The sequence below is a fragment of the Psychrobacter sp. I-STPA10 genome, from assembly GCF_021012795.1.
In the GTDB taxonomy this organism is placed as follows: domain Bacteria; phylum Pseudomonadota; class Gammaproteobacteria; order Pseudomonadales; family Moraxellaceae; genus Psychrobacter.
In genome coordinates, this window is sequence record NZ_VFYU01000027.1 from 13,338 (window position 1) to 38,623 (window position 25,286).

The 25,286-nt window shown below is 40.8% G+C and carries 19 protein-coding genes and 1 pseudogene; 10 read left to right on the forward strand and 10 right to left on the reverse strand.

Annotated features, from left to right (window positions below):
* Positions 1-12: 12 nt before the first annotated feature.
* The 4 genes from FHK89_RS13220 to FHK89_RS13235 all read right to left on the reverse strand — a co-directional run bounded on the left by FHK89_RS13220 (position 13) and on the right by FHK89_RS13235 (position 4,455).
* The gene (locus FHK89_RS13220) at positions 13-1,647 is read right to left on the reverse strand and encodes an ABC1 kinase family protein (RefSeq protein ID WP_230661217.1); all 1,635 of its coding nucleotides are present in this window, start codon (positions 1,645-1,647) and stop codon (positions 13-15) included.
* Between the two features lie 106 nt (positions 1,648-1,753).
* The gene (locus tag FHK89_RS13225; RefSeq protein ID WP_230661219.1) at positions 1,754-2,491 is read right to left on the reverse strand and encodes a ubiquinone biosynthesis accessory factor UbiJ; all 738 of its coding nucleotides are present in this window, start codon (positions 2,489-2,491) and stop codon (positions 1,754-1,756) included.
* 101 nt (positions 2,492-2,592) lie between these two features.
* The gene (gene ubiE / locus FHK89_RS13230) at positions 2,593-3,531 is read right to left on the reverse strand and encodes a bifunctional demethylmenaquinone methyltransferase/2-methoxy-6-polyprenyl-1,4-benzoquinol methylase UbiE (protein ID WP_230661343.1); all 939 of its coding nucleotides are present in this window, start codon (positions 3,529-3,531) and stop codon (positions 2,593-2,595) included.
* Between the two features lie 204 nt (positions 3,532-3,735).
* Entirely contained in the window at positions 3,736-4,455 is a 720-nt protein-coding gene (locus tag FHK89_RS13235; protein WP_230661221.1) for an FFLEELY motif protein, read from the reverse strand.
* A gap of 214 nt (positions 4,456-4,669) precedes the next feature.
* On the opposite strand from FHK89_RS13235, the gene FHK89_RS13240 reads away from it, so the two are divergent.
* Complete coding sequence (locus FHK89_RS13240; RefSeq protein ID WP_230661223.1) at positions 4,670-6,352, forward strand: ATPase; 1,683 nt, start codon at positions 4,670-4,672, stop codon at positions 6,350-6,352.
* 292 nt (positions 6,353-6,644) lie between these two features.
* The gene (locus FHK89_RS13245) at positions 6,645-8,267 is read left to right on the forward strand and encodes an inorganic phosphate transporter (RefSeq protein ID WP_230661226.1); all 1,623 of its coding nucleotides are present in this window, start codon (positions 6,645-6,647) and stop codon (positions 8,265-8,267) included.
* A gap of 789 nt (positions 8,268-9,056) precedes the next feature.
* On the opposite strand, the pseudogene FHK89_RS13250 reads toward FHK89_RS13245, so the two are convergent.
* Positions 9,057-9,569, reverse strand: a pseudogene (locus FHK89_RS13250) (hypothetical protein); the annotation flags it as partial.
* Between the two features lie 300 nt (positions 9,570-9,869).
* On the opposite strand from FHK89_RS13250, the gene recJ reads away from it, so the two are divergent.
* A complete protein-coding gene (gene recJ / locus FHK89_RS13255; RefSeq protein WP_230661229.1) occupies positions 9,870-11,642 on the forward strand; it encodes a single-stranded-DNA-specific exonuclease RecJ in 1,773 nt (590 codons plus the stop codon).
* A gap of 132 nt (positions 11,643-11,774) precedes the next feature.
* Here recJ and FHK89_RS13260 read toward each other — a convergent pair whose 3' ends face one another.
* The 3 genes from FHK89_RS13260 to FHK89_RS13270 form a co-directional block, all read right to left on the reverse strand.
* On the reverse strand, positions 11,775-13,028 hold the full coding sequence (locus FHK89_RS13260; RefSeq protein WP_230661232.1) for an OmpP1/FadL family transporter: 1,254 nt from the start codon (positions 13,026-13,028) through the stop codon (positions 11,775-11,777).
* Positions 13,029-13,386: 358 nt separating this feature from the next.
* Positions 13,387-14,922 carry an outer membrane protein transport protein gene (locus FHK89_RS13265; RefSeq protein ID WP_230661235.1) on the reverse strand — a complete coding sequence of 512 codons (1,536 nt, stop codon included), beginning with the start codon at positions 14,920-14,922 and terminating at the stop codon, positions 13,387-13,389.
* A gap of 341 nt (positions 14,923-15,263) precedes the next feature.
* The gene (locus FHK89_RS13270) at positions 15,264-15,482 is read right to left on the reverse strand and encodes a SlyX family protein (protein WP_230661238.1); all 219 of its coding nucleotides are present in this window, start codon (positions 15,480-15,482) and stop codon (positions 15,264-15,266) included.
* A gap of 134 nt (positions 15,483-15,616) precedes the next feature.
* On the opposite strand from FHK89_RS13270, the gene FHK89_RS13275 reads away from it, so the two are divergent.
* The 7 genes from FHK89_RS13275 (at position 15,617) to scpB (ending at position 23,003) form a co-directional block, all read left to right on the forward strand.
* Positions 15,617-17,557 (forward strand): ATP-binding cassette domain-containing protein, encoded by a 1,941-nt coding sequence (locus tag FHK89_RS13275; protein ID WP_230661241.1) that lies wholly within the window; start codon positions 15,617-15,619, stop codon positions 17,555-17,557.
* 382 nt (positions 17,558-17,939) lie between these two features.
* Positions 17,940-18,923, forward strand: coding sequence for an LpxL/LpxP family acyltransferase (locus FHK89_RS13280; protein WP_230661345.1), 984 nt, complete (start codon positions 17,940-17,942; stop codon positions 18,921-18,923).
* Between the two features lie 294 nt (positions 18,924-19,217).
* Positions 19,218-20,303, forward strand: a complete 1,086-nt coding sequence (gene trpS, locus FHK89_RS13285) for a tryptophan--tRNA ligase (protein ID WP_230661243.1) — start codon at positions 19,218-19,220, stop codon at positions 20,301-20,303.
* Positions 20,304-20,339: 36 nt separating this feature from the next.
* Positions 20,340-20,981, forward strand: coding sequence for an O-methyltransferase (locus tag FHK89_RS13290; protein WP_230661245.1), 642 nt, complete (start codon positions 20,340-20,342; stop codon positions 20,979-20,981).
* A gap of 6 nt (positions 20,982-20,987) precedes the next feature.
* A complete protein-coding gene (locus tag FHK89_RS13295; protein ID WP_230661248.1) occupies positions 20,988-21,794 on the forward strand; it encodes a segregation and condensation protein A in 807 nt (268 codons plus the stop codon).
* Between the two features lie 24 nt (positions 21,795-21,818).
* Entirely contained in the window at positions 21,819-22,421 is a 603-nt protein-coding gene (locus FHK89_RS13300) for a hypothetical protein (RefSeq protein WP_230661251.1), read from the forward strand.
* 27 nt (positions 22,422-22,448) lie between these two features.
* Positions 22,449-23,003 carry an SMC-Scp complex subunit ScpB gene (gene scpB / locus FHK89_RS13305; RefSeq protein ID WP_230661254.1) on the forward strand — a complete coding sequence of 185 codons (555 nt, stop codon included), beginning with the start codon at positions 22,449-22,451 and terminating at the stop codon, positions 23,001-23,003.
* Positions 23,004-23,120: 117 nt separating this feature from the next.
* Here scpB and FHK89_RS13310 read toward each other — a convergent pair whose 3' ends face one another.
* Entirely contained in the window at positions 23,121-23,864 is a 744-nt protein-coding gene (locus FHK89_RS13310) for a DUF805 domain-containing protein (RefSeq protein ID WP_230661257.1), read from the reverse strand.
* A gap of 105 nt (positions 23,865-23,969) precedes the next feature.
* Positions 23,970-25,070 (reverse strand): RNA-guided endonuclease InsQ/TnpB family protein, encoded by a 1,101-nt coding sequence (locus FHK89_RS13315; protein ID WP_230661260.1) that lies wholly within the window; start codon positions 25,068-25,070, stop codon positions 23,970-23,972.
* Positions 25,071-25,286: the final 216 nt, after the last annotated feature.

Here is a 25,286-nt window from a genome sequence, read left to right on the forward strand (position 1 = left end):
TGAACGCTATGGCTATCCCAACAATCGCCATAATACAAACAATACTGCGAAGATATAAAATACAGGCGATAACCAACCCACCACTTGCGTAGCAATGGCAATACTAACCACAACGCCAATCAAAGCTATCCAATCTCGTCTGCGCTCATTGAGCATATCTGCTCGTATTAGCTGTATTTCTCTTAGCTGCTCATCTTGTCTTGCCCCTTGTGCTGCCATGCTTTGTAAAGCATGGTCAACCAGCTTTGGCATCTCGGCAGTTGCCAATAGTAGCTCAGGCAACTGCTCACGCATCTGCTGCATATGACGTACAGGGTCAAGCTGCTCTTTGACCCAACCTGTCAAAATGGGTTTTGCCAGTGACCAAATATCCAGCTCAGGGTACAAATCTCGCCCCAATCCTTCCACATGCACTAAGGTTTTAAGTAGCAGCATAAGCTGTGGTGGGATACTCATATGGTGGCGACGGGCAATGTCTAGAATTTGCATCAGCACGCCTGCAAAATCTATCTCATTAATCGGTTTGGCAAGCATCGGCGACACGGTACGGCGCATGTCTCGAGTTAACGCATGTTTGTCAGTATTGGGAGGTATCCAGCCTGCTCGGCTAACAATATCAACCAATGCCGTAAAGTTATTGTTCATCACTGACAATAGCATACGTGCCACTATCATCTGGTCAGCTTTTGATAGCTCACCCATGATGGCACAATCTAGACCGATATAACGTGGGTTTGGATTTTCAATGTTTTCTGGCAATACCTCAACAAAGATATTTCCAGGGTGCATATCGGCATGAAAAAAATTATCCCGAAAGACTTGGGTAAAAAAGATGGTCAGCCCTTTTTCTGCCAATGCTGCCCGATCATAGCCAAGCCTATCGAATACTTGTGTCTGGGAAATTGGTACGCCTTGAATACGCTCCATCACCATCACACTTTTACTGGCAGCATATACCTCGGGTACATACATCAGCGATGAGCCTAAGAAATTTTGCCGCATCAAAGTGGTATTGGCAGCCTCCAAGGTCAAATCCAGCTCATTGAGCATCACCTGACGGTAATCTTCTACCAAATCAATGATACGCACTGCCCTTGCTGCCTCAATGCGTGCCGATGCCCACTGTGCCATATCTCGTAATAGCTCAAAGTCTGCCATGATGGTGGTACGGATATCAGGACGCACCACTTTGACCACCACTTCACGCCCATCATGAAAAGCAGCGGTATGTACTTGTGCAATCGACGCTGCCGCCAATGGCTTCATATCAAAACGAGCAAACATCTTGTCAATCGGCTGCCCTAACCCCTCTTTGCTATTTTCTATCTGTGCCACCGCGATCTCAGCAGCGAAGGGTTTGACCTTATCTTGCAATTGTACCAACTGCTCAATAATCGCAGGTGGCACTAAATCTCGACGGGTGGATAACAGTTGCCCTAATTTTAAAAACAGTGTTCCCATGTCCTCTATAGCCAACTTCACGCCATTGTCTTGGTGTTTTTTACCCCATGCCGCAGGGTGGGATTTAATGGCACGAGCAATGGGCTGTAACTGTGGCACTTCGGTGACAGGCAGATGCGTATCCAGTCGATGTTTGGCAGCGATGCGCCATAAGCTAAGCAGACGTTGACGGTGAGATAAAAGCATAGGTTTATTGGTCTTAAATTTGGGTCTTAAAGATTGTTCTTAGATATTGGGCAATTTAATAAAACTTTTGTATCAATATAAATTATTGATATTAATAGATTTTATTTTAGTCTTGGCGATATTTTTGCTGCTCAGCTTTAATAGCAGCAAGGCGGGCTTCTTCTCGCTCAATATCCGCGCGCAATCTAAGGAGCTGCTGCTTTAAATCATTGACCTCTGCTTCTTGCTCGGGGTCAACCTTCGCATTACCTGCCACCTCATTTGCCCAATCACTGACATCAGCAAAGGTGTGTTTGGCAGTTTGTTTTACTGAGCCTTTCAGCTGATTAATCAGCAGTCCTAACTGACTTGCCAATGGTACACCAATCAACGGCTCAAGCTGTCCTGCAATATCAGGGTCAAAACCTGCAATCAACTGTTTGACCTGCATCAATACCTTATAATCACCTTCAATAGGCAAATTACCCTCAGGTGCACGCATCAGGTTTAATAGTTCCGCTACATTGGCGACAGTGATGGTACAGTCAGGCTCATCATGTCCGAGCGAAGCATAGCTTTGCTGTGCCTGCTTGCGCTCATGCAGCGTATTCATATCAACAGTACCAGCCGTATCCTCTGTAAATAAATCACTGCCTTTGGGCTCAAAAACACTGTCTGTTACCACTGGCTCAAAGCGCAGATGATCTTCATTAAATAGTACATCAATGCTCAGTTTCGGTACTTGCATATTGAGACGTAGTACTTTACCTGATAACGGCTGCAAGCCTGACTGAGTAATCTTATCACTGGCTATGGCAAGATTAATCAGCTTTTCAATGCCAGTTAATAATAATACAGTGAGCATAATTCTATCGCCTTATTTATTGTTATGGTGTTATATCCATCTATAGTTAGTCAAAACACAGTTAGTAACAAACAACTAAGCTTTTTACTTTCGTGGATAATCTATTTTTTAAAACCACGATGTACCGCAACGATACCACCTGTTAAATTATGATAATCACAATTTTCAAAGCCTGCATTTTGCATCATCTGCTTTAATGTTTGCTGATCTGGGTGCATACGTATTGATTCTGCCAAATAACGATAGCTTTCAGAATCATTTGCCACCACTTTACCCATTAATGGCAGCGCAGTAAATGAATACAAATCATACGCCTTAGATAGTGGCTCAAATATTGGCTTAGAAAACTCCAATATCAACATACGCCCACCTGGCTTAAGCACCCGATACATAGAGCGTAGGGCTGCATCTTTATCGGTCACATTGCGCAGACCAAAGCTGATGGTCACCAAATCAAACGAATTATCAGCAAAGGGTGCTAGCGTTTCGGCATTGGCAAGTACAAAATCCACATTATTGCAACCAGCATTGATTAGACGTTCACGCCCAACTTCTAACATGGCTTCATTGATATCAGATAACACCACATGACCTGAGCGACCAACTTCACGACTAAACACTTTCGCCAAATCACCCGTACCACCTGCAATGTCTAATACCTGTTGTCCTGCACGCACACCAGATAAGCTAATGGCATAGCGTTTCCATAAGCGATGAATACCAAACGACATCAAGTCATTCATGATGTCATATTTTTTCGCAACCGATGAAAACACATCTGCAACCCTTGCTTGTTTTTCCGCTTTTTTGACTTTTTGAAAACCAAAGTGGGTTTCTTCTAATCCATCGGTATCAGGGGTGTGTGGGTTATTGATGTCATCACGAGGGTTGAAACGAGGCTGACTACTTTGCTGATTTGCATTGTAAGTATCTTCTGATGGCGGCACATAACCTGCTTGCGTCTGCTGCTGCCCTTGTGGCGTACCTTTTGGTAGCTCATTGACATCAGTAAATTGACTGTCACTTACCGAACTTTGCAAGCTATCTTGTACTTTACTATTTAGCGTTTGTGCCTTATTGATACTATCTTTTACTAAGGTATCCTGAATGCCATCGGTTTGGCGGGTGCTTGACGTTGCGTCAGGTAGCTCAGATTGTGTGCTCATGTTATTGTCCTATCTAAAATATGTCATATAAAAATTCAAAATAAAATTAAAAATAAAGTATCTTAAATTAGACCATTATCATACAGCAAAAGGATCTACTCTGCCGTCATATTGTACCCGCTCACTGTCATGCACATGATCAATAATGGCAAGCTCACGCTCACAAAATGGCTCAATAAACTGGGTGACACTACGTAGTGGTTTCATTGCCGCAAATCCAGCAGCAATAAAATCATACAAAGGCTGATAGTTATAACGATAAGCCGTACCCTTCGCCAATGCAAACGCCTTTTGTAGCATAAACGAATTCAAATATTTATCGGTGCGATAACACAGATCTTTGACCGCATAAATCTGCTCACGCCTTTGCTCGCCCTCATTGACGGCAAGATAGGCTTTGAGCATATTGGCTTCATTGACCTCGTCATCCTGTGCCAATAACCACTGCGCAAGGTGCATGTCCAGCTCAATGGCAGTAATCGCAGACTGGATACCTAATATCCCTGTTTCGAGCGCAGATGCAGGGGCAAACTTTTCTAATTTTTGTGCCTTAGGTGCAATACGTTCAAGTTGCTTAGCAAGTACTTTAAAATCCTCACCTCCATACAACTTGTGCATAAAATATTGTGCCATGGGTTGATTGTTAGGCTCAGAAAACAAACGCTCATGGCTTTTTGCCATACGTGCTCGTTGCCATGATTGTACTTCATCAAGTTTTTTTTCTAAGGTTGCATCATTATGATATGGTAGCTGCCAAAAATCATGAATATAGATTTGCAAATCAGACAAAGAAGACATAAAGCATTCATCCTAATAAAATAAAGTACGACTGACATGGCAAGATAAAATAAAAATACCTACAATTCAAATGGCAAACTGTAATAGTGTGTCTGTTATAGTGGGTTTATAAGGTACAACTGACACAATATCATCATTGACAGGCTTTAACCATTTTATGGCATATTACTCATAACAAACCGAATCCTAAGATCTAATCCGACAGGAAATCATCATGGCAAAAAAACACAATCGTGACAGTAGTGATAATCACAACTCTCAGGATAAACCTGAGGACTTTAGCAATCCTAATCTCGCCAGTTTAGACATTCATACTGATCCTTTAAGCCAGTTTCGCCTTGATGACGACGCCCTACGCCTTGCTCTGATCAAAGCGCAATATGCGTTACGCCAAACTCGCCTCGAAGGACAACCCACCAGTCTACTGATACTGGTAAATGGTATGGAGATGTCAGCAAAAGGCAGTGCAGTCACCCAACTACGCCAATGGGTTGATCCTCGTCTGCTCAAAGTAGAAGCCAGCATCAGCCAATTTCCCTCCCCCAGTGAACCAGTTTGGCAACCTCATGTCTCACAACTGCCACGCCATGGCAATGTTTTGACCTATTTTAGTAATTGGTATGCTGACTTAATCTATACTGTATTAGCTGCGATGGGAAGCGCAGAATATAATAACAACTGTGGTACAAAAAAAACTGGTAAAAAAAACAAAAAAACGACACTACCGAACCACTTACCCAGTAAAAATGATTGGGAAGATTATCTCATCCAACAGCTCAATAAACTACAAGCCTTTGAGGCAGACCTTGCCAATAACCACACCAAAATACTTAAATGCTGGTTTCATATCGACGAAAACACCCTCAATGAGCGGCTCAATGATGACATCGCTGATCCTACTTGGCTCTATCATCTTGATTGGAGGGATAAAAAAGCGCTCGCTGACTTTAACAAAGTGGCTCGTACATTACTACGTACTCAAGAGGATTGGATAATTATTGATGGCACGGACAGTAAAGCCGCCGAAAGACAGTTTGCCCATGAAGTGTTACAAGCAATGCAGCAAGCCATTGTCAATAGCCAAAGTCCAGAAGCAGATGGTACAACTATCAGTAACAATCACTACCAACAACAATTTAAGACTTTTGAATGGGCAGATATTCCTGATGAGTTGGTTGATATTACTGACCCAGATATGGACAAAGAAGACTATAAAAATCAGTTAGAGAAAAAACAACAAACCTTAGCTTCCCTATTACGTTCAAGATCAGACTCAGCAAACGATCAACGCCATGTTGTCTTTGTGTTTGAAGGCATGGATGCTGCTGGCAAAGGCGGTGCTATCAAGCGTTTGGTCTCTGCACTTGACCCAAGAGAATATCAAATTTATAACATCGCTGCGCCTACCGATATTGAATTACAACATCCGTATTTATGGCGATTTTGGACACGGCTACCAAAAGATAATGATCATCGTCTCAGCCGTGTTGCTATTTTTGACCGTAGTTGGTATGGACGGGTATTGGTCGAACGAGTTGAGGGCTTTGCCAGTAATCCTGCCTGGCAACGTGCCTATGAAGAAATCGTGCGCTTTGAACAAGATCTGTGTGATTCAGGCTATATTGTCATCAAATACTGGCTTGCCATTGATAAAAAAGAACAACTCAAACGCTTTGATGCACGACAAAACACCCCACATAAGCAGTTTAAAATTACCGAAGATGACTGGCGCAATCGAGATAAATGGTCACAATATGTGCAAGCTGCTTCAGACATGCTCTCCAGAACCCACAGCAAACGGGCACCGTGGCATGTCGTCGCTACCAATGATAAACGCACCGCGCGTCTAGAAGTGCTTGAGCATGCCATCACTCAGCTACGACGCGAATTAAGTTAGGTTAAATTAAATCTATAAAAGTGTTTGTTATGATTGAATTTTAAACTAAAAATCATGATTATTTTTTATATTATTTAACAATTGATCCTATTTTTTGCTAAAAATATGCCTTTTTGTTAGGCATATAAACAAAGTTAATGATAAAATTGCGCCGCTTGAGCAAAAGTCTTAAGTAAACAAGTAGAAAAATATGCTTAGGCTGATATACGCTAACTAATTTTCTGCCTTATTGACGCTCTTTTTTCTCATTCACACAACCCCTTCTTGGGTTGTCAATAGCTGCCACAATACTATGCCAAAAACCCCAAAGAAGTTTCCTAATGCCATACCAGTAGACGCTCAAACCAAATCCCCAACAGGTACCAATGCCTTCTTTGCCATTTTATTGATAGCAATGACTGGCTATTTTTTATATTGGGGGCTGAACTATACCTTATACCAACAAACCCTGTTATTTGTCATTGCCACTTTATTTGGCGTATTTATGGCATTTAATATTGGTGGTAATGATGTTGCCAACTCCTTCGGTACTTCGGTCGGTGCAGGCACACTGACCATTCCACAAGCCTTAGCGGTTGCTGCCATTTTTGAAGTATCAGGGGCAATCTTGGCAGGTGGCGAAGTCACTGACACCATTCGTAAAGGTATTGTCGATTTAAGTGGTCTGCCCGTTGAGCCCACTCAATTTATCTATATCATGCTCTCTGCCCTAATAGCAGCGGCATTTTGGCTACTATTAGCCACAAAAAAAGGGCTGCCTGTCTCCACAACCCATGCCATCATTGGTGGTGTAGTTGGCAGCTCTATTGTATTAGGATTAAATTTGGGTGGTACGGATCAAGCATTAAGTACTGTTCAATGGTCAAAAATTGGCGAGATTGCCCTATCTTGGGTACTGTCACCATTATTAGGTGGTATTCTCGCTTATATGTTGTATGGCACAATCAAAACCAACATATTAACCTACAATGAGCGTGCACAATCTCAATTGGCTGAGATTAAAGTTGCCAAAAAAGCATTAAAAAAACAACATAAACACTTTTTTAATCAGCTATCTGAATCATTACAATTGGCATATACTGCGGCGATGGTACGTGACCAAGAAATGTATAAACATAGCGATATTAGCCGAGATGAGCTTGAGACTGATTACTACCAAAGCTTATACGATATCGAGCATCAACGTAACACCCTTGATACCCTCAAAGCAATAAAAACTTGGGTACCACTGATTGCTGCTTTTGGTGGCATGGTTATGACCGCCATGGTGGTATTTAAAGGTCTTAAAAACATTCATCTAAGCCTAACCACATTACATGCATTTTTGATTATCAGTATGGTCGGTGCATTAATTTGGCTCACCACATTCATCTATATCAAAAGCCTACGTGGTAAACAAACCGAAGATTTGGGTCGTACTACGTTTATTTTATTTAGTTGGATGCAAGTATTTACTGCATCAGGCTTTGCATTTAGTCATGGCGCAAATGACATTGCCAATGCGGTGGGACCTTTTGCTGCCATTATGGATGTTATTCGCAATAACGCCATTGCCGCCGATGCGGCTGTGCCTAGTACAGTGATGATTACCTTTGGTATCGCACTCATCGCTGGCTTATGGTTTATTGGTAAAGATGTCATTCAAACTGTTGGTACTGATTTGGCAGAGATGCACCCTGCGTCAGGTTTTTCTGCTGAGCTATCTGCGGCTGCGGTGGTGATGGGCGCATCTTTGCTTGGCTTGCCCATCTCAAGCACACACACATTGGTTGGTGCTGTACTCGGTATTGGTATGGTAAACCACAATACAAACTGGTCTCTTATGAAACCCATCGGCTTAGCTTGGGTCATTACCTTACCTGCTGCTGCTGCTATGTCTGCTGTCAGCTTTTTACTCCTTAATTATCTACTCTAGCGCGCTATCCAAACAGTTTATCCATACAAAAGCCCTCTAAAGCCTGACTTTAGAGGGCTTAACTTTACAAGCTATTATCCTACCTATATTTCTATATTTTAAGATTGTTTAAAAAAACATTCAAATTGTTATCACCCAAACTTATTTTGATTTTGAGTAATTTTTATAATGGTATGAAGCTTTTTTAATCGCAGCAGCCGCTTTATCCGCAACTTCTTCTGCTTTTTTTGCAGAGTCTTCATTCGCTGTCTTTTCTGATGCTTTCTTTGAGGCTTTACCAGCAACTTCTTCTGCCTTTTCTGACGCCTGCTCGGCAGCATCACTCGCTTCATCTGCTACTTCAGATGCTTTCTCTGAGGCTTTATCAGCAACTTCTTCTGCCTTTTCTGATGCTTGCTTGGCAACATCACTCGCTTTATCTGCTACTTCAGATGCTTTTTCTGAGGCTTTATCAGCAACTTCTTCTGCCTTTTCTGAAGCTTGCTCGGCAGCATTACTCGCTTTGTCTGCTACTTCAGATGCTTTTTCTGAGGCTTTATCAGCAACTTCTTCTGCTTTTTCTGAAGCTTGCTCGGCAGCATCAGTCGCTTTATCTGCCACTTCAGATGCCTTCTCTGAGGCTTTATTCATCACCTCATTTACTTTTTCCGAAGCTTTATCAATCGCAACTGATGCTTTATCCATGACTTTATCGACAATTGATTTATCGTCGGCAGAATCCTCTACACTTTTTTTTTCAGAGTTAGTTGTATCAGCTTTATTGGCATTGGCTGTATTTGCTGCACTATTGACCGTTTTACTGTGCTGTTTTTGCTGAATCTCCTTTGCAAGCTTATAACATTGGTCAATGTGATCAAATGCAATTTTCTTAAAAATCATATAACCCATTGAGGCAGCCACAATTTGCCCACCTAGAGGTACAAACTTAGTTACTTGCTTGGCAACGATACGTCCACCAAAGCCCTGTATAGTCTTTTTAACGATACCACGAGTCGCCATTAAACCAGCAAACTCAATGGCTCTATCTTTCATTTCTGCCCAATGGACTTCCTTTGATTGCAAATCAATGGCAGACTCACGCTCAGAGATCAAACCAAAACGCTCACTAATCTCTGGTAGTAGCTGGGTCAACAAACCTGCATCGACTGCCACATCTAAAAATGGAACAGGCACAACTGCAACACCCGCTGAATATTTAGCACGTTTTTTGACCAACTTACGGCATTGCTCTTTTACTCTATCCAAATCTAAATCTGGATCAATGCTATCTGGTAATTTTTCTAAATCTGGTGTTGTTTGCATGACATAGTCCTTTTTAAGTGAATTATAAGTTAAGATAAACGAATAAATTGTTCCAAAACTTGAAGCATATTTTACCTGTTATTGCCAATAGCACAAGCAATGCTTTGTATGCAAAATGCCAAAATTACCCATCTAAGATAGTATCTATTTAGGGTTTTTGTAAATTATTACTATTTTTTACACATATTGCTCTATCTATGCAGACTCTAGCCAATATGAAACTTGGGGTTAAATAAAGAAAATTTTGGTTTTTTGAATTTAGATATTTATAAATACCAACAACCCCAGTACAATAGCTGCATGCTAAATTTAACTCCAAGATATACAGATAATTGGGCAGATAAGATACCTGAAGATTTATCTAATCTGGCACAAACTGCCCCGACCCTAACCAGATTATTTATCAGCCGTGGTATTACCTCAGCAGATGAACTCACGCATAACTTTTCTGCCATGTTATCCGCTGATGATCTGCTTGATATTGATAAAGCCACTCATATTTTAGATACAGCGATTGACTTACAGCGGCAGATTTTAATTGTCGGTGATTTTGATTGCGATGGTGCGACCAGCACTGCACTTATGTTAAGAGTATTAACACAGATGGGCGCAGTGGTAGACTTTGTTGTCCCTGACCGCTTTAAATATGGCTATGGTCTTACCCCAGAAATTGTTCAGCTTGCCATTGATGACTACCAACCTAATTTAATAGTCACTGTCGATAATGGTATCTCTAGCCATGAAGGGGTTGATAAAGCCAAAGCAGCTAATATTGATGTGATCATTACTGATCATCATCTAACGACCAAACCCACCCCTAAAGCTGATGCCGTTGTCAATCCCAATCAGCTCGGCTGTCACTTTGCCAGTAAGTCATTAGTCGGCGTTGGTGTGGCATTTTATCTACTTGGAAGGCTGGCAAAATTACGCCGTCATGCAGGTAAAACCACAGTTCAAGTGAGTCAATATCTGGATTTGGTCGCATTAGGCACAATAGCCGATGTGGGATTATTAGACCATAACAATCGTATCTTAGTACATCATGGTCTACATGCCATACGCCAAGGACGCTGCTGCATTGGTATATTGGCGCTTCTTGAGCAAGCAGGACGAGATCATAGCAAAATTACCGCACAAGATTTTGGCTTTGTTTTAGGTCCACGTATTAACGCCGCTGGTCGTATGGATAATATGAGTATTGGCATACAATGCTTAACCACTGATGATCCTAAAGAAGCTCAACAACTAGCCTTTGAGCTAGATAAACTCAACCGTACCCGTCGTCATGTCGAAGGGGATATGCGTGAACAGGCAGATGCCATTGTGGCACAGCTAGCCATTACTGCACCTGCCAATACTGATGACACACCTACCCCCGCCTCACCCAAAAGCCTGATACTGTATCAAGATGATTGGCATCAAGGAGTGATTGGTATCGTCGCAGGTAGGCTCAAAGAATCTTATTACTTACCCAGTATTGTATTTGCGCCTGCTGATCCACAAAAAACTCAAGCAACTGATTTGATTAAAGGCTCAGCCCGCTCTATTGCTGGTATACATATTCGTGATGCCATTGAGCAAGTAGCCGAACAACATCCAAATCTGATTAGCCACTTTGGTGGACATGCCATGGCAGCAGGTTTAAGTATTGAGCGGCAGAATTTTACAGAATTTGCCAAAGCTTTTGATCAGGTGATGCAGCAAATGGATTCTGCATTATTTAATGAGCAAAAATTCACTGATGGGCAGTTGCAACCACAGGACTTTAGTTTAGCTTTTGCTGATATGCTCAAACAAAGCAGTATTTGGGGTAATGGCTTTGCACCACCAATATTTGATGGCATATTTACAGTTGCTGAACATCGTATCTTAAAAGATAAACACCTAAAACTGACTTTGCACTATCCCAATGTGCAATACCCCATTAATGCCATTTGGTTTAATTATGATGGCAGTACATGGGACTACCGAGCTAAACAAGTGCATATATTATTTGAGCTTGATATTAATGAATGGAATGGCAGTCAGTCTGTACAACTTATGGTGCGTGATTTGGCAGTGATTGAATCTTAAAAATAGGGTCATTTGAGAGTTAAAAAATAGTTATTCTAAAAAGTATGTATCCCATCTTTAACTCTTCAAAGGCGAAAAAACGGTTGTTCCTTATCTTTTTGTCTTTTTATCTTTCACTTATCGCAAAATTGCTTATTTAGCTTGATAGGATAACTTCAAACCAACCACATAGGCATTGTTACCTTCAAACTTACCAACATTTGTTTTACTGGCAGATAATTGACCTTCTGCATCACCAAGCATCAAATATTTTGCACCACCACTGATTGCCCAGTTTGGTGTAATATTATACTTAGCACCCACACCAACACTGTAATAACCTTCTATAGGACCTAACGGTGATACAGGGTTACCTGCACCACTATCCCAGCCAATATTACCCGATACTGCCAGTTGTGGACTTAGACGTTTGGCTACCCCAAGCTCTATCTGATAAGAATCATCTGAATATGCCAAAACTGGTGCTTGATCAATCACTTTATTTTTGACTACCTTTGATAAGAACTTACCATTTTCATTTAATAGTGGCGGTACAATGGCAAACTTACTCCAAGGCACCCAACGTGCACGGGCAGTTAACAAAGTAGTACGATTTAAGCCAGTTTGAAAATCAATATTTACCGATTGTGGCAACTCCAATCCTGCCTTCGCCGTTTGAGAATCTTTGAGATTAAGAGGTTGCAACGCAGGTGTTTTGACAAGTGGCATGGATTCGGCATAAGTCATATCATGATCAATGGCAGAACGATAGGTAATGGCCGCCTTTAAACCAATTTCAGGTTTACTATACGCCGCACCCACCATATAACCATATTCTGTATTTTTGATGATATCTAGCTCATAGCTGTTTAATACACCAAGCTTACTCTCTTTTGCTTCTTTAGGCGTTTTGGGAGGATTGCCATGTACTTGTAAACTGCCCTCAAGCTTTTGTAATACTGGGCCACCATATACCTGAAAGTTGTCGCCAAGTTTCACATTGACTAAACCCGTAAAGTTATCACTGCGTACAATCGCTTCACTGGATTTAATATTATTTTTATCAGAGTAATCGACAAACGTATTTTCACCCTCAAAATAAACATCCGAACCAAACGGCTGCTCATAATACACACCCACACTAACCGTATCATTCACATCGGTTTTAGCACCATAACTATATACAGTATAGTCTTTAGAAACACTATCGATAATTTTTCCGTCTTCTTCTACCCCAGAAATTTTTGGTGTCACATGAAATGCACTGATATAAGCCTGAGTACCATTCTCACTAAACTGCGCACTAGGTTGGCTGGTGCGATCTAACCCTGCTGCGCCCGCGATTGAAGTGATGGATACAGTGGTAATGGCGCAAGTCATATTTGATAGGGTAAAAGCTTTTGACATTGAAATCCTCCATGATGTCATGATGCGCTAATTAGTGAGTTAAATTGTTCAGCTTCATCATTACAGCTATATGTTGGTATATATATTGGTATTTTATTTATTTACTTATAATTACATTAAAGAAATAATCCATTATCGAAGATAACAATCATAAGCAAGTTTGTATACAATGGCAGATTTTTTTAATTAATCCATTAAAAAAAACCACCTAAAAAGGTGGTTTTTTAATGAATTCTTTAGATTATAAGGATTAGCCAGAAACGGTAAGCAAATGTACCATTTTCTATCTGACCTTTTGTTCATTAGCCAGAAAATAAAAATCTGGCTAACACCTCACATCTAACTAACAATTTATTATCTATTTATCTTGATAAGATAATTTTACACCAAACGCATAGCCATCATTATCTTCAAAGTTACTCACGACCTGACCTGTTGGTACTACACCTTTAGAGTCTCCAAACATTAAGTATTTACCACCAGCAGAGATTGCCCAATTTGGTGTGATGTTATATTTTGCACCTGCACCAACACTATAGTAGCCTTCGATAGGACCTAATGAAGTAGTTGGATTACCTGCGCCACTGTCCCAACCCACAGTACCAGATACTGCCAAAGCTGGCGTTAAGCGTTTTGCCAGACCCAATTCAACCTGCCATTGATCTTTGTCATAGCTCACCAAGGGTAATCCGTCTTTACCATAACTTAGTTTGGATGCACCATTATACATTGGTGGCACAATGGCAAAATCTCCCCAAGGCACATAACGTATTTTTGCTGTCGCTAAAGTAGTGCGGTTGATACCTGTTTGAAAATCAAAGTTATAAGACTCTGGAGTGGTAATATCAATTTTACCAGCTTCATTAGTAGCTACAGCACGTTTAGCAGCTGTTTTTACTGGTTCAGGTAAGGAATCCAATGCAGGCATGGACTCATCAATACTATTATTATGCTCAATTTTAGAACGATAGGTTAATGCTGCTTTAAGACCGATTTCAGGCTTCATAAATGCCACACCAGCAACCCAACCAAGTGTATTGTCAGGCGAAATACGTGCTGTATAGCCAGCCGCTGTTTGATAAGCAGGACCGCGTAACGCCACTTCCCCTTCAACCCGTTGTAAAGCAGGACCGCCATATACTTGGAAGTTATCGCCGATTTTAGCGCCAACCAAACCAGTTAAGTTATAGCTACGCACTTCGACTTGAGTGGCTTCATTTTGCGAATCTGCCAATCCACCTGCAACTGCACCTAGCCCAGCTAAATCTTTCGCTTGTTTCTCTAGTTCTTTTGCTTTTTCTTTATATGCTTGTGCTTGTTGTGCAAACTTTTGGGCATCAGCAACATTACCTGCTTGCTGTGCAGTGGCAGCGGCAGTAGCAGCCGTTTGAGCAGCAGCAGCAGCTTGTTGTGCACCAATACCTATTGTTCTAATCACCGTTGGTAACTGACTCACATTGGTAACTTTACCATTTGTTAATTGACTAACCATTGAGTTAATTTCATTTAAGTCGCCAGAAACAAAGTTATTACTACCACTATACGCAGCTGCTGCGCCAAATGGCTCATCATATAAGACACCAACACTAAAGGTATCATTGATATCTGTTTTTACCCCATAACGGAAAAAGTCATAAGATTCAGCAATATCACCAATTTCTCTACCTTGTTTATAGTTATTAGGTGTATCTCGGTTAGGTACTGCTGCATTGTCATACCCTGTGACATCAGCATCAATATAGGTATAAGTAGCTTCTGCATAAGTACCGTCTTGCAAAAATGCTGTGACATCTTGTCCAGAACGATCAAGTCCTGCTGCTCCAGCAACAGAAGCCATAGAAAAAGAAGCAACTGCAACTGCCAAAGTTTTGAGTGAAAAAGAAGGGATTGACATTATATATGTACTCCAAACATCCTAATTGTTAACAATTATTTGAATATAAAAACTATACTTTAATCAGATTAAAGTACGAAAATTATATTGCTCCAAAAGTGTCCCTATATGAAAAGATGATATAAAACAAATATATCCAATCGTAATATAGGTATCAGTAATAAAAAGTTACTAAATAAAACATGATATTGGTTATAGTAATTTATATGACATACAAAAACAACACATCAATAGAAATAACTTACACTCTGTATTCATTCTATGAGTTTCTGTATTCTCCATAAACACATCACCTTCATATTAAATAAAAATAAATCCCAATAATTAATTGTGATTAATAGTCAATAGTGTGGCGGACGATCAGCAAGTAAATCAAAAGGGGCTATTCCCTGCTCACTCTTATTATCTAGATGCGCATACATCAGTTGTAGTTGCCTTTGCATATTTTGTAGCTGTTGGTCTTGCTTGGCAATTACTTTATCTAAACGGTCAACATTATCTTCTAGATGCGCAACCGCTGTTTGCAGTGCAATCAGTTGTTCATTCATATAATCTGTCATGATGGTATCCTAAATAGACATTAAACGATATGCGATAGCACGATAGTAATCAGAGCATGCTATAATTGGCACAATTGTAACCCCACACAACCACCCTGCAACACAATTTTAACCCAACGTAAGACAAATTATCTATGGCATTGATTCATCTAAAAAACATTCACCTCGCTTTTGGTGTTGCGCCCATCCTAGACGGCATTGATTTTAGTATCGATACTGGCGAACGAGTATGTCTGATTGGACGCAATGGTGAAGGTAAATCCACCTTATTTAAACTCATCAATGGTGACATTCAACCAGACAGTGGTGAAGTAATTATTAATAGTAGTATTCGTATTGCCATGTTAGAGCAAGATGTACCTGAAAGTGAAGGGCGTATCTTAGACATTGTGATGGGAGGCAGTAAACAGACCGCTCAGCTACTTATCGATTATGAAAACAGTGTCGATGCTTGTAGCAATGGTGATATGAAAGCCTGTGAGAAAATGGCAGAACTGCAACATGAAATTGATGCGGTACATGGCTGGGATTTGCAACGAGAAGCAACCACTTTGCTGACCAATATGGGACTAGATCCTAACGATGACCTGTCGTCACTCTCTGGTGGACGTAAACGCCGTGTGCTATTGGCTAGAGCATTGGTTACCAAGCCTGATTTACTGCTGCTAGATGAGCCAACCAACCACTTAGATGTGGCGAGTATTGAGTGGTTAGAGCAGTTTTTAAAAGATTGGCAAGGCTTAACCTTATTGTTTGTCACCCATGATAGAGCCTTTGTCGATAAACTTGCCACACGTATTGTTGAGCTCGATCGTGGCAAACTCTCAAGCTATGATGTGACGCAAGGTGCTGGCGGTTATGCCCGTTATCAAGAGCTAAAAGAGCAACAATTGCTTGCCGAAGAAAAAAACAATGCCAACTTTGATAAAAAACTGGCGCAAGAAGAGGTGTGGATACGTCAAGGCATCAAAGCCCGTCGCACCCGTAATGAAGGGCGTGTACGTGAACTCAAAGCCTTGCGTGAAGAGCGCAAAGCCCGCCGTGAGCAAGTAGGCAATGTTAATATCACCATGAGCGATGGCGAAAAAAGTGGCAAGTTGGTGTGTAAAGTCAAAAACTTGCATCTTGAGTATGACGGTGATGTATTGGTCGATAACTTTAGTACCAATATCATTCGGGGCGATAAAATCGGTATTGTTGGTGCAAATGGGGTCGGTAAAACTACCCTAATTAATGCCATATTAGATCGCTCCGATGATGATGTGATCAAAACAGGCAGTGTTGAACTGGGTACAAATCTGCAAATTGCCTTTTTTGATCAATTACGTGATCAACTTGACCTTGAAGCCAGCGTGGCGCAAAACGTCTCTGAAGGTTCAGATTTTATCGAAGTTGCTGGGCGCAAAACCCATATTATGAGTTATTTGCAAGACTTTTTATTTGCCCCTGAGCGTGCGCGTACCCCTGTCAAAGCCTTATCGGGAGGTGAGCGAAACCGTGTGTTACTTGCTAAACAGCTACTCAAGCCTGCCAATATTTTAGTACTCGATGAGCCAACCAATGACTTGGATATGGCAACCCTTGAGCTACTAGAAGAGTCGGTTGCCAGCTTTAACGGCACAATTTTACTCATCAGCCATGACCGTGCTTTTATGGATAATGTTGTCACCTCAACTTGGGTCTTTGATAAAGACGACCAAGGAAAAGGCATCGTCAAAGAGTATGTCGGCGGTTATCAAGACTATTTGCGTCAGCAGCAACGTGAAGAAGCGATGCAAGCAGCAGATCGTAAAAAAAATGCTGAAAAAACCACGCCTTCAACCTCAACCAAACCAATAACGGCAACTGCGAATAAAAGAAAATTGAGCTATAACGAACAACGTGAGCTTGATGCACTCCCAAAACAAATTGCTGAGTTAGAACAAGAGCAAGCAACTTTACAAAGCAAACTGGCTGATGGCTCATGGTTTACTAAAGACTTAGTTGCAGCGATGGCTGCCAGTGAACGATTGACCCAGATTGATGAGCTATTAATGGAAAAACTGGAACGTTGGGATGAATTAGAGCAAGACTAAAAATTTAAAACACATACTGCATATAGTCATAGAAAAAAAATGGACATAAGGCAAGTGATGACAACCAAAAGCAACACCAAAGCCGTTTAGTCATTCTTTGACTATATGGGGGTGATATAAAACACTGAGCTAAACCTGACCTATACAATGACAATCAAACCCTGCTTGCATTTGTATAAAATGAATATTGCCCCCATGATATATCTACCGTATCATTAAGTTTGAAATAGTCATGTCAAAGACACCAAATATCAAGCCTCCTGAGCAATTTGATCCCAAGCAGACTCCTTCTTCTGCCCGAGTATCACAAACAATCCAACAACAACCCAACCAACAACATAATAAAGCCAAACTGCCACCCTCTCCGCCCATTCCAAAGGGCATGCCCAGCATCACTGATAACCACAAACAAACACATGTTGCTAACGAACAACCTTTTCAATGGCAGTTTTTGCACCCCAAATATTGGGGAATTTGGCTATTACTTGCCCTTATTTTACCGCTCATTTATCTGCCTTTACGCTGGCAATTTTGGCTTGGGCAAAAACTGGGGATCGGTATTTACCACCTCGTCAAAAGCCGTCAACAAGATACACTGACCAACCTAAAACTTGCTTTTCCTGAAAAGCCTGAGATTGAACGGATACTGATGGCAAAGCAGGTCTTTGTTAATCAAGGCATTGGTATCTTTGAGACACTGTGTGCATGGTTTCGTCCCAATATCTTTACCCGTACTATGTCCATCTCTGGCTTACAGCATTTGGTCAATGCCCAAAATCAAGGCAAAGCAGTACTATTACTCGGTGCTCATTACACCATGTTAGACTTGGGTGGTCGGTTATGTACGCAGTTTTTTGCGGTGGATTGCGTTTATCGTCCACAAAATAATGCCCTATTAGAATGGCTAATTTATAATGCCCGCCGTCATATTTTTGATGCACAAATTGACCATAAAAACATGCGTCAATTGGTTAAAAGTATTAAAGAAGGACATGTGATTTGGTACACACCTGACCAAGATTTTGGTCTTGCTCACGGGGTGATGGCAGAGTTTTTTGGTGTACCCGCCGCCACCATTACTGCCCCACGTCGACTTGCCAAACTTGGTGATAAAAACAACCCACCTGCGGTGATGGCGGTGCATTTTTATCGGCAAACTCCTGATAATCTACCTCGAGGCAAACGTCCCCATTATCACATTACCATTACTCCAGCTTTGAGTGATTACCCCAGTGATAATGAAGTCGCCGATGCAAACAAAATTAATGAGTTATTAGAGGGGCTTATTCGTATCGACCCCACCCAATATATGTGGTTTCATCGCCGTTTTAAAAATCAGGCAGATGGTACACGCTATTATGACTGACTTAATCAGTGAGTTTGTTATAATGTTTGTTAGGCGAAAAAGTAAGAGAAACTATCATGCAAGCGACCATCCACCCTAAAAGATTATTTTAAGAACCTGCATTCATAATCCAAAATTAGAGTATTTTTAGACTAAAATGGCGTAATACAAGGCAAATTTGGGGGCAAATAGTTATTCTATTTAACCCACAATTTAACACAGTAGTACGTCTATTTTAGGCAAAAAGCCACCTTTATGGGTTGTGAATACAGGTTCTAACTTTTACCTTTTTAACAAAGTAAATAGAGAGAATTTATGAGCAATCAGCCGTTAGACAGCCAACAAGCAAATGAGCAAGCAGAAAAAAGACGCATTTTAACAGGCATCACCACCACAGGTATTCCCCATTTAGGCAACTATGTGGGTGCTATTCGCCCTGCCATACAATCCGTACAAAATAGTGATGATGAGGCGTTTTTCTTTTTAGCCGATTATCATGGCATCATCAAATGTTTTGACCCAGCTCAAATTCATCAATCAACCAAAATGATTGCCGCTACATGGCTTGCCTGCGGTCTAGACCCAGAGCGAGTGGTATTTTATCGTCAATCAGACATCGCTGAGATTCCAGAATTAGCATGGATTTTAAACTGCTCTTGTGCCAAAGGCTTGATGAATCGAGCACATGCTTATAAAGCCTCCGTTGATATTAATATGGAAAAAAATGACGTTGACCCCGACCACGGTATTACCATGGGGTTATTTAGCTATCCAGTGTTAATGGCGGCTGATATTTTAATGTTTAATGCCACTCACGTACCTGTTGGACGTGACCAAATACAACATCTTGAAATGGCTCGTGATATTGCAGGGACATTTAACCATAAATATAAATCGCTATTTACCCTACCCAAAGAGATGGTCAATGATGACATGCCTTTATTAACGGGGCTTGATGGGCGTAAGATGAGCAAAAGTTATAGCAATACCATTCCATTATTTGGTGAACCAAATCCGCAAGTTAATGGTGAAAAGCAACTACACAAAGCCATTATGCGTATCGTTACCAATTCACAAGCTCCCGAAGAGCCAAAAAATCCTGACGAATCAACCATTTTTGAGGTTTATAAAGCCTTTGCCACTGCTGATGAGATTAACGAGTTACGCACCCGCTTTGAAGCAGGCATTGGTTGGGGTGAGGCAAAAGAGATTTTATTTAATAAGATTAACGGTGAAATTGCCCCATTCCGTGAGCGTTATGAACATCTCATGGCAAACCCTGCTGAGCTTGAAGAGATTTTGCTAATGGGAGCAGAAAAAGCACGCCGTCATAGCCGTAAGCAACTGGATAAAACCCGCCGAGCCATTGGTATCAAACCATTGGCAAAGTTAAAGAAGTAGCTAGATTTTGCTATTAAAGTAAACTGTGAGAAGGCGATGAGCATAACCAGTTCTAACAGCACTTTTGATACCCAACGCTTTATTCATTATTGCGAAAATATGTATCAGCAAAATAAAGCGTTTGATGACAAACAAACAGACAGACTGGCACGCCATCGCCACCTTGAGCCTGAATCTGCTAAATTTTTAGCCAGCTTGGTGATTGCCAAACAAGCTTTTAGGGTTCTAGAAATCGGTACATCAACAGGTTTTTCTACCTTATGGTTGGCTTATGCGTTAAACAATCTTGCACAGTCAGACTCACAAATAAATCTGCAACCCCAACTTATCTCATTAGATATTGATAGCGAGCGTAGCCAGATTGCTTGGCAACATTTGCAAGCTGTTGGTTTATCGCATCAAGTAGATTTGCAAGTCATTGATGCCAAAACCTTTTTAAAACAAAACCAACAAACTTTTGAGCTTATTTTTTTAGATGCAGAGCGCAAATTTTATTCGCATTATATTGATTATTTACACCATGCTCTCAGTGAGAGTCATATATTAGTGGTAGATAATGTGATATCTCATGCCGATGAAGTCGCAGACTTTATAACCACTTTTAAACAAGACCCTCGTTATCTATGTAGCACACTGCCCATCGGGGCAGGATTATTTATGGCTGTCCGACAAAGTTAACTATATATGATCACCGCACTCGAAACGCCACATGATATCCGTATCTACCAAACCCCCATCGAAAGCCTGCCAGAGGATTTATACATTCCTCCGCAAGCGTTTGCCATTTGGTTAGAGCAGTTTGCAGGCCCTTTAGATTTTTTATTATATTTAGTCAAAAAGAATAACTTTGACATCACTGATACCGCCATTTTACCGATTACTGAGCAGTATTTAAGCTATATTCAACAGCTTGACGCTGACCATTTTGAGTTGGCAGGGGATTATTTACTAATGGCATCGACCTTAATTGCCATCAAAACTGAACTGTTATTACCTGCCCCTGAGCTACCTGAAGATGAACGAGACCCCAAAGCTGAGCTGATACATCGCCTTGAGGAATACGCGCAAATCAAAACTGCCAGTCAGCGATTGGATAAATTGGTACGCCTTGAGCGAGATGTATTTTTAGCATTGGCAAGCCTGCCTGACCCTGAGGTGATGGCAAAACAGCTACCCAATTATGCTCCAAAGATTTTGGTAGAAAGTCTGCTAAAAATGCAACTTAAACCCGATTATCAAATGCACACCGTTAAAATTGACCCTGTCCCCTTAGCTGACCGTATTGCTAGTATTAGCCGTCAGTTGGCACAGCAAGGCAGTGGTAAATTTAGCGATTTTCTTGACCCTGCTCAAGGTAAATTGGGGGTGGTGGTGAGTTTTGTAGCAGTGCTTGAGCTGATGAAACGGCATTTAATTGGACTTGCCGAAATACCTGATAACGAAGTGCATGAAGTCTCATTTAATACACTCACTTTAAAGTGGATGGCGTAACTCAAAAATATATGTAAAACCAATATGATAACCACTGCATTTTTAAGCCAATATCATTTATCTGCTAAAAAAGTCGAGCAATATTTGATAAAACATGAACTTGGTAAATATGGCTCACCATCATCTTCTGACTCACAAAATGAATATGTCTATTATCAAGGTGAAACACTCTGTCTTTTTTATCGACAATATGCCTCACCTAATATCTCGTGGATAAATTTCAATGAGATTGAGCAAACCATAATACACTGTATATACACTCGCCATCATGATGGCTTTGTTCGACAAAAGCATTTAAATCTACTGACTGATACCAAGTATCCAGATATTGCTGTTCCTTTTGTCATCAGATTACTGGGTGAATACGTATTGGAAATTCAACTAGACACAGCCCCATTTATTCAAAGACATCCAAAGATAATTGCTGACTTTATCCAGCAAAATCCAGTATTTTGGCAAAGACAAAAAAGTAGAATGGCAAGCTATTGGGACATATATTATCGAAGCATGCATGCCACTGCTAATCAAAAATTTAGGATAATTGAAAACTGGAAATATTACCCTGCCCGTCAGTTATTATTAGATATTGATAATCTTGTAAAATCAAAAAGCCAAACCATGAACTAAGCTATAAATGAATCTATAAGCCAACCTATGAAACATACCGAAATTGCCCAATCTCATGCCCGTTATGAAGAATTAAGTCGTCATATCGAAGTATTACTGCATGCTTCTGAAACGCCATTAACAGATAGTCAGCTTAAAAAGCATTTATCCCTATCCAAACAAGAGCTAGAGACCGCTTTGGTGATATTACAACAACGTCTGTCTCATGGCGTGCTTAGGCTCAATAATACTGCCAGTGGCTATCGCTTACAGATTGACAATCAATACAGCCCCTTAATTCAGCAAGTATTTCCGCAACGCTTAGAAAGCCTGAGCCAAGCCTTACTTGAAACACTGAGTGTGATTGCTTACAAACAGCCTGTCACTCGTAGCGATATTGAGCAAATCCGTGGGGTGACGTTATCAAGTAATATTTTGCGTCAATTATTTGATAAAGGCTGGATAAAAGAGGACGGCTACAAAGATACCATTGGTCACCCTGCCCTACTGCATACCACGGATGAGTTTTTAGATGCGTTTGGATTGGCAAGTTTGGATGAGTTACCCGAATTGCCTGCATTCTCTGAAGTTTCACCCCGTTAAGCTGATATTTACAACAGATACAGCTACTTTTTACTTTCATGTAAAAAATAAAAAAACCATCTTGTAAGAAAGATGGTTTTCTTTTCAAAGTATTATAAATTAGCAAGAAACTCTTCACTAAACCCGTCTGGCTGGTGCACCCCATTGATTAACTTCTGGTGTCGTATCAGTTGCAAACCATACAATTAATAATATCCAACCAATGATAGGAACTAACCATAATAACTGCCACCAGCCCGACTTGCCAATATCATGCAATCGTCTTGAACCAACAGCAAGTGTGGGTAAAAGAAAAATCAATCCAACCAAATTGCTCATCATAGTAAGATCTGTACCAATAGCCCCACTTATAATGCCTAAAACTGCACCAATAGCCATAGAGATCAATATCTGTGCCAAATAAAAAAACCAATACTCCTTACGTCGGGCGCGTCCATTAAAGTTAACATAATTGCTCATGCACTTTTTTGTCCAGTCAATCATGTTATAGCCTTCTTCTTCAGCATATAAGGCATCTTGAGCAGAGTTATAAGTGGGTGAGGGTGACACCTGCGAGGTTGGTGACGCATAAACATTATCTAAAGTTGGTTGTTCTTGTGTTGTATGACTGTGCCCAGTAGCATACTGAGGCTGTGCAGACTGTTGCGGCTTATCAAGATTAATTGCAGATGTTGCTGTCGTATCATAGGTGATGTTGGTCACTTGACCTGTTGCATCCACCGCAAACTCAACTTGGTCATCTTCTCTTGGAGCGACTTGCTCTTGCCAATGAGTACCCATAAAAGAATACTGTCTGCCATCTTCTCCTAATATTGCGCCCTGATTTTGCTGAGTATAAAAGCTTAACACTCGTCCTTTCATTTCCTATCTCCTAAATTTTATTATGTATCAATATTGCCACTATAGCATTTGACTTCCTCCCCTCCCTAAAGTGATATTCCCTCACTTTTCATAGCAACATCGCTATCAGGTGGCGATTTCTCCAACGAGACGGCAAAACCCTGCCGCAAGAATGTTATTTGCTGCATTGATATCTCTATCATGCCATATGCCACACCCAGCACATAGCCATTCTCTCATTCGCAAACCTGCTCTACCTTTCGGACTACTGGACATATCGCCACAGCACGAGCAAGTTTGGGTGGTGTAACTCTCACCCACAATCTCAAACTGACAACCTGCATACTTGCATTTGTACTCCAATTGTCGTTTGAGTTCAAACCAACCTGCATCGTATGTTGATTTAGCCAGTTTGGTTTTCTTGCTTGTGAATGAGCGTGATTTCACATCACCGACCACAATTAGAGCATTGTCTTTGACTAATTGGGTGGTGAATTTGTGAATTAAGTCTTGCCTTGTGTTTTTGATTTTGGCGTGTATGGCTTTAACACGCTGTTTGTTTTTAGCTCTTTGAGCAACTGCTAGTTTTTTTGCCCATTTTTGCGTTTGTTTGGTGGTGAGTTTGTCACCATTTGAGGTGGTGGCAGATTCTTTTAGTCCTAAATCAATACCGACGCTACCAGTACCACAGATTTGTTTTAGATGGTTTTTGACGGTGATACAGGCATACCATCTACCTCTTGAGTCTTGTACTAATTCACAGGTATTTAGGTCATACAATGTTAAATTGTAGCTGTCCCATACTTCGATGATGAGTTTTTTGCCTTTGGCTAGGCTAAGCTGTAGGGTTGATTTGAGTGATTTCTTGCCGCTTTGTCTTGTTGCTAGCAGTTTGATGGCTGATTTTTTAAACGGTATCCAGCCTAGACTTTTACGCTTGGCATCAGGTCGGTTTGTTCGCCAGTTGAGTTTAGCTTTTTTGAATTGCTTGCGGGCTTTGGTGTGGGTCTCGTTGATGGCTTGTAGAGTTTGTGAGTGTAAGCCTAGTAGTTCACCGCTGCCTTTGGTGTAAGCATTTAGCTCATATGCTGAAAAGAACTTACCTGTTCGCATTAAGTATTTATAACTCAAGTCATTGACATAGTTCCACACATAGTTAACACTGCCAGCTAGTTTGTTGAGCTGGTTTGCGTGTTTGTCTTTGATACGTAGCTTGAGGGTTTTCATTGAATTAGTTTGACAAATCCATTGTTTATTTGCAAGTGGTATGAGATGTTATGCAACACCAAATGCTGCCTTATATCCTTGCCCTAAACGGCAGGGTTTTACAGTGACGGGTGATAAAAATAAATGTACTAACTTTGATAAAGTTTACAAATTAACACAAGTAAAAACTTAGATACTACAATGATAATAATGAGGATTTTGCAATATTCATACTGC

Excerpts from the sequence above, each read along its gene's own strand:
- FHK89_RS13220 (WP_230661217.1), bottom strand. The coding sequence starts at position 1,647 with ATGCTTTTATCTCACCGTCAACGTCTGCTTAGCTTATGGCGCATCGCT.
- FHK89_RS13225 (WP_230661219.1), bottom strand. The coding sequence starts at position 2,491 with ATGCTCACTGTATTATTATTAACTGGCATTGAAAAGCTGATTAATCTT.
- FHK89_RS13235 (WP_230661221.1), bottom strand. The coding sequence starts at position 4,455 with ATGTCTTCTTTGTCTGATTTGCAAATCTATATTCATGATTTTTGGCAG.
- FHK89_RS13240 (WP_230661223.1), top strand. The coding sequence starts at position 4,670 with ATGGCAAAAAAACACAATCGTGACAGTAGTGATAATCACAACTCTCAG.
- FHK89_RS13245 (WP_230661226.1), top strand. The coding sequence starts at position 6,645 with ATGCCAAAAACCCCAAAGAAGTTTCCTAATGCCATACCAGTAGACGCT.
- recJ (WP_230661229.1), top strand. The coding sequence starts at position 9,870 with ATGCTAAATTTAACTCCAAGATATACAGATAATTGGGCAGATAAGATA.
- FHK89_RS13260 (WP_230661232.1), bottom strand. The coding sequence starts at position 13,028 with ATGTCAAAAGCTTTTACCCTATCAAATATGACTTGCGCCATTACCACT.
- FHK89_RS13265 (WP_230661235.1), bottom strand. The coding sequence starts at position 14,922 with ATGTCAATCCCTTCTTTTTCACTCAAAACTTTGGCAGTTGCAGTTGCT.
- FHK89_RS13270 (WP_230661238.1), bottom strand. The coding sequence starts at position 15,482 with ATGACAGATTATATGAATGAACAACTGATTGCACTGCAAACAGCGGTT.
- FHK89_RS13275 (WP_230661241.1), top strand. The coding sequence starts at position 15,617 with ATGGCATTGATTCATCTAAAAAACATTCACCTCGCTTTTGGTGTTGCG.
- FHK89_RS13280 (WP_230661345.1), top strand. The coding sequence starts at position 17,940 with ATGCCCAGCATCACTGATAACCACAAACAAACACATGTTGCTAACGAA.
- trpS (WP_230661243.1), top strand. The coding sequence starts at position 19,218 with ATGAGCAATCAGCCGTTAGACAGCCAACAAGCAAATGAGCAAGCAGAA.
- FHK89_RS13290 (WP_230661245.1), top strand. The coding sequence starts at position 20,340 with ATGAGCATAACCAGTTCTAACAGCACTTTTGATACCCAACGCTTTATT.
- FHK89_RS13295 (WP_230661248.1), top strand. The coding sequence starts at position 20,988 with ATGATCACCGCACTCGAAACGCCACATGATATCCGTATCTACCAAACC.
- FHK89_RS13300 (WP_230661251.1), top strand. The coding sequence starts at position 21,819 with ATGATAACCACTGCATTTTTAAGCCAATATCATTTATCTGCTAAAAAA.
- scpB (WP_230661254.1), top strand. The coding sequence starts at position 22,449 with ATGAAACATACCGAAATTGCCCAATCTCATGCCCGTTATGAAGAATTA.
- FHK89_RS13310 (WP_230661257.1), bottom strand. The coding sequence starts at position 23,864 with ATGAAAGGACGAGTGTTAAGCTTTTATACTCAGCAAAATCAGGGCGCA.
- FHK89_RS13315 (WP_230661260.1), bottom strand. The coding sequence starts at position 25,070 with ATGAAAACCCTCAAGCTACGTATCAAAGACAAACACGCAAACCAGCTC.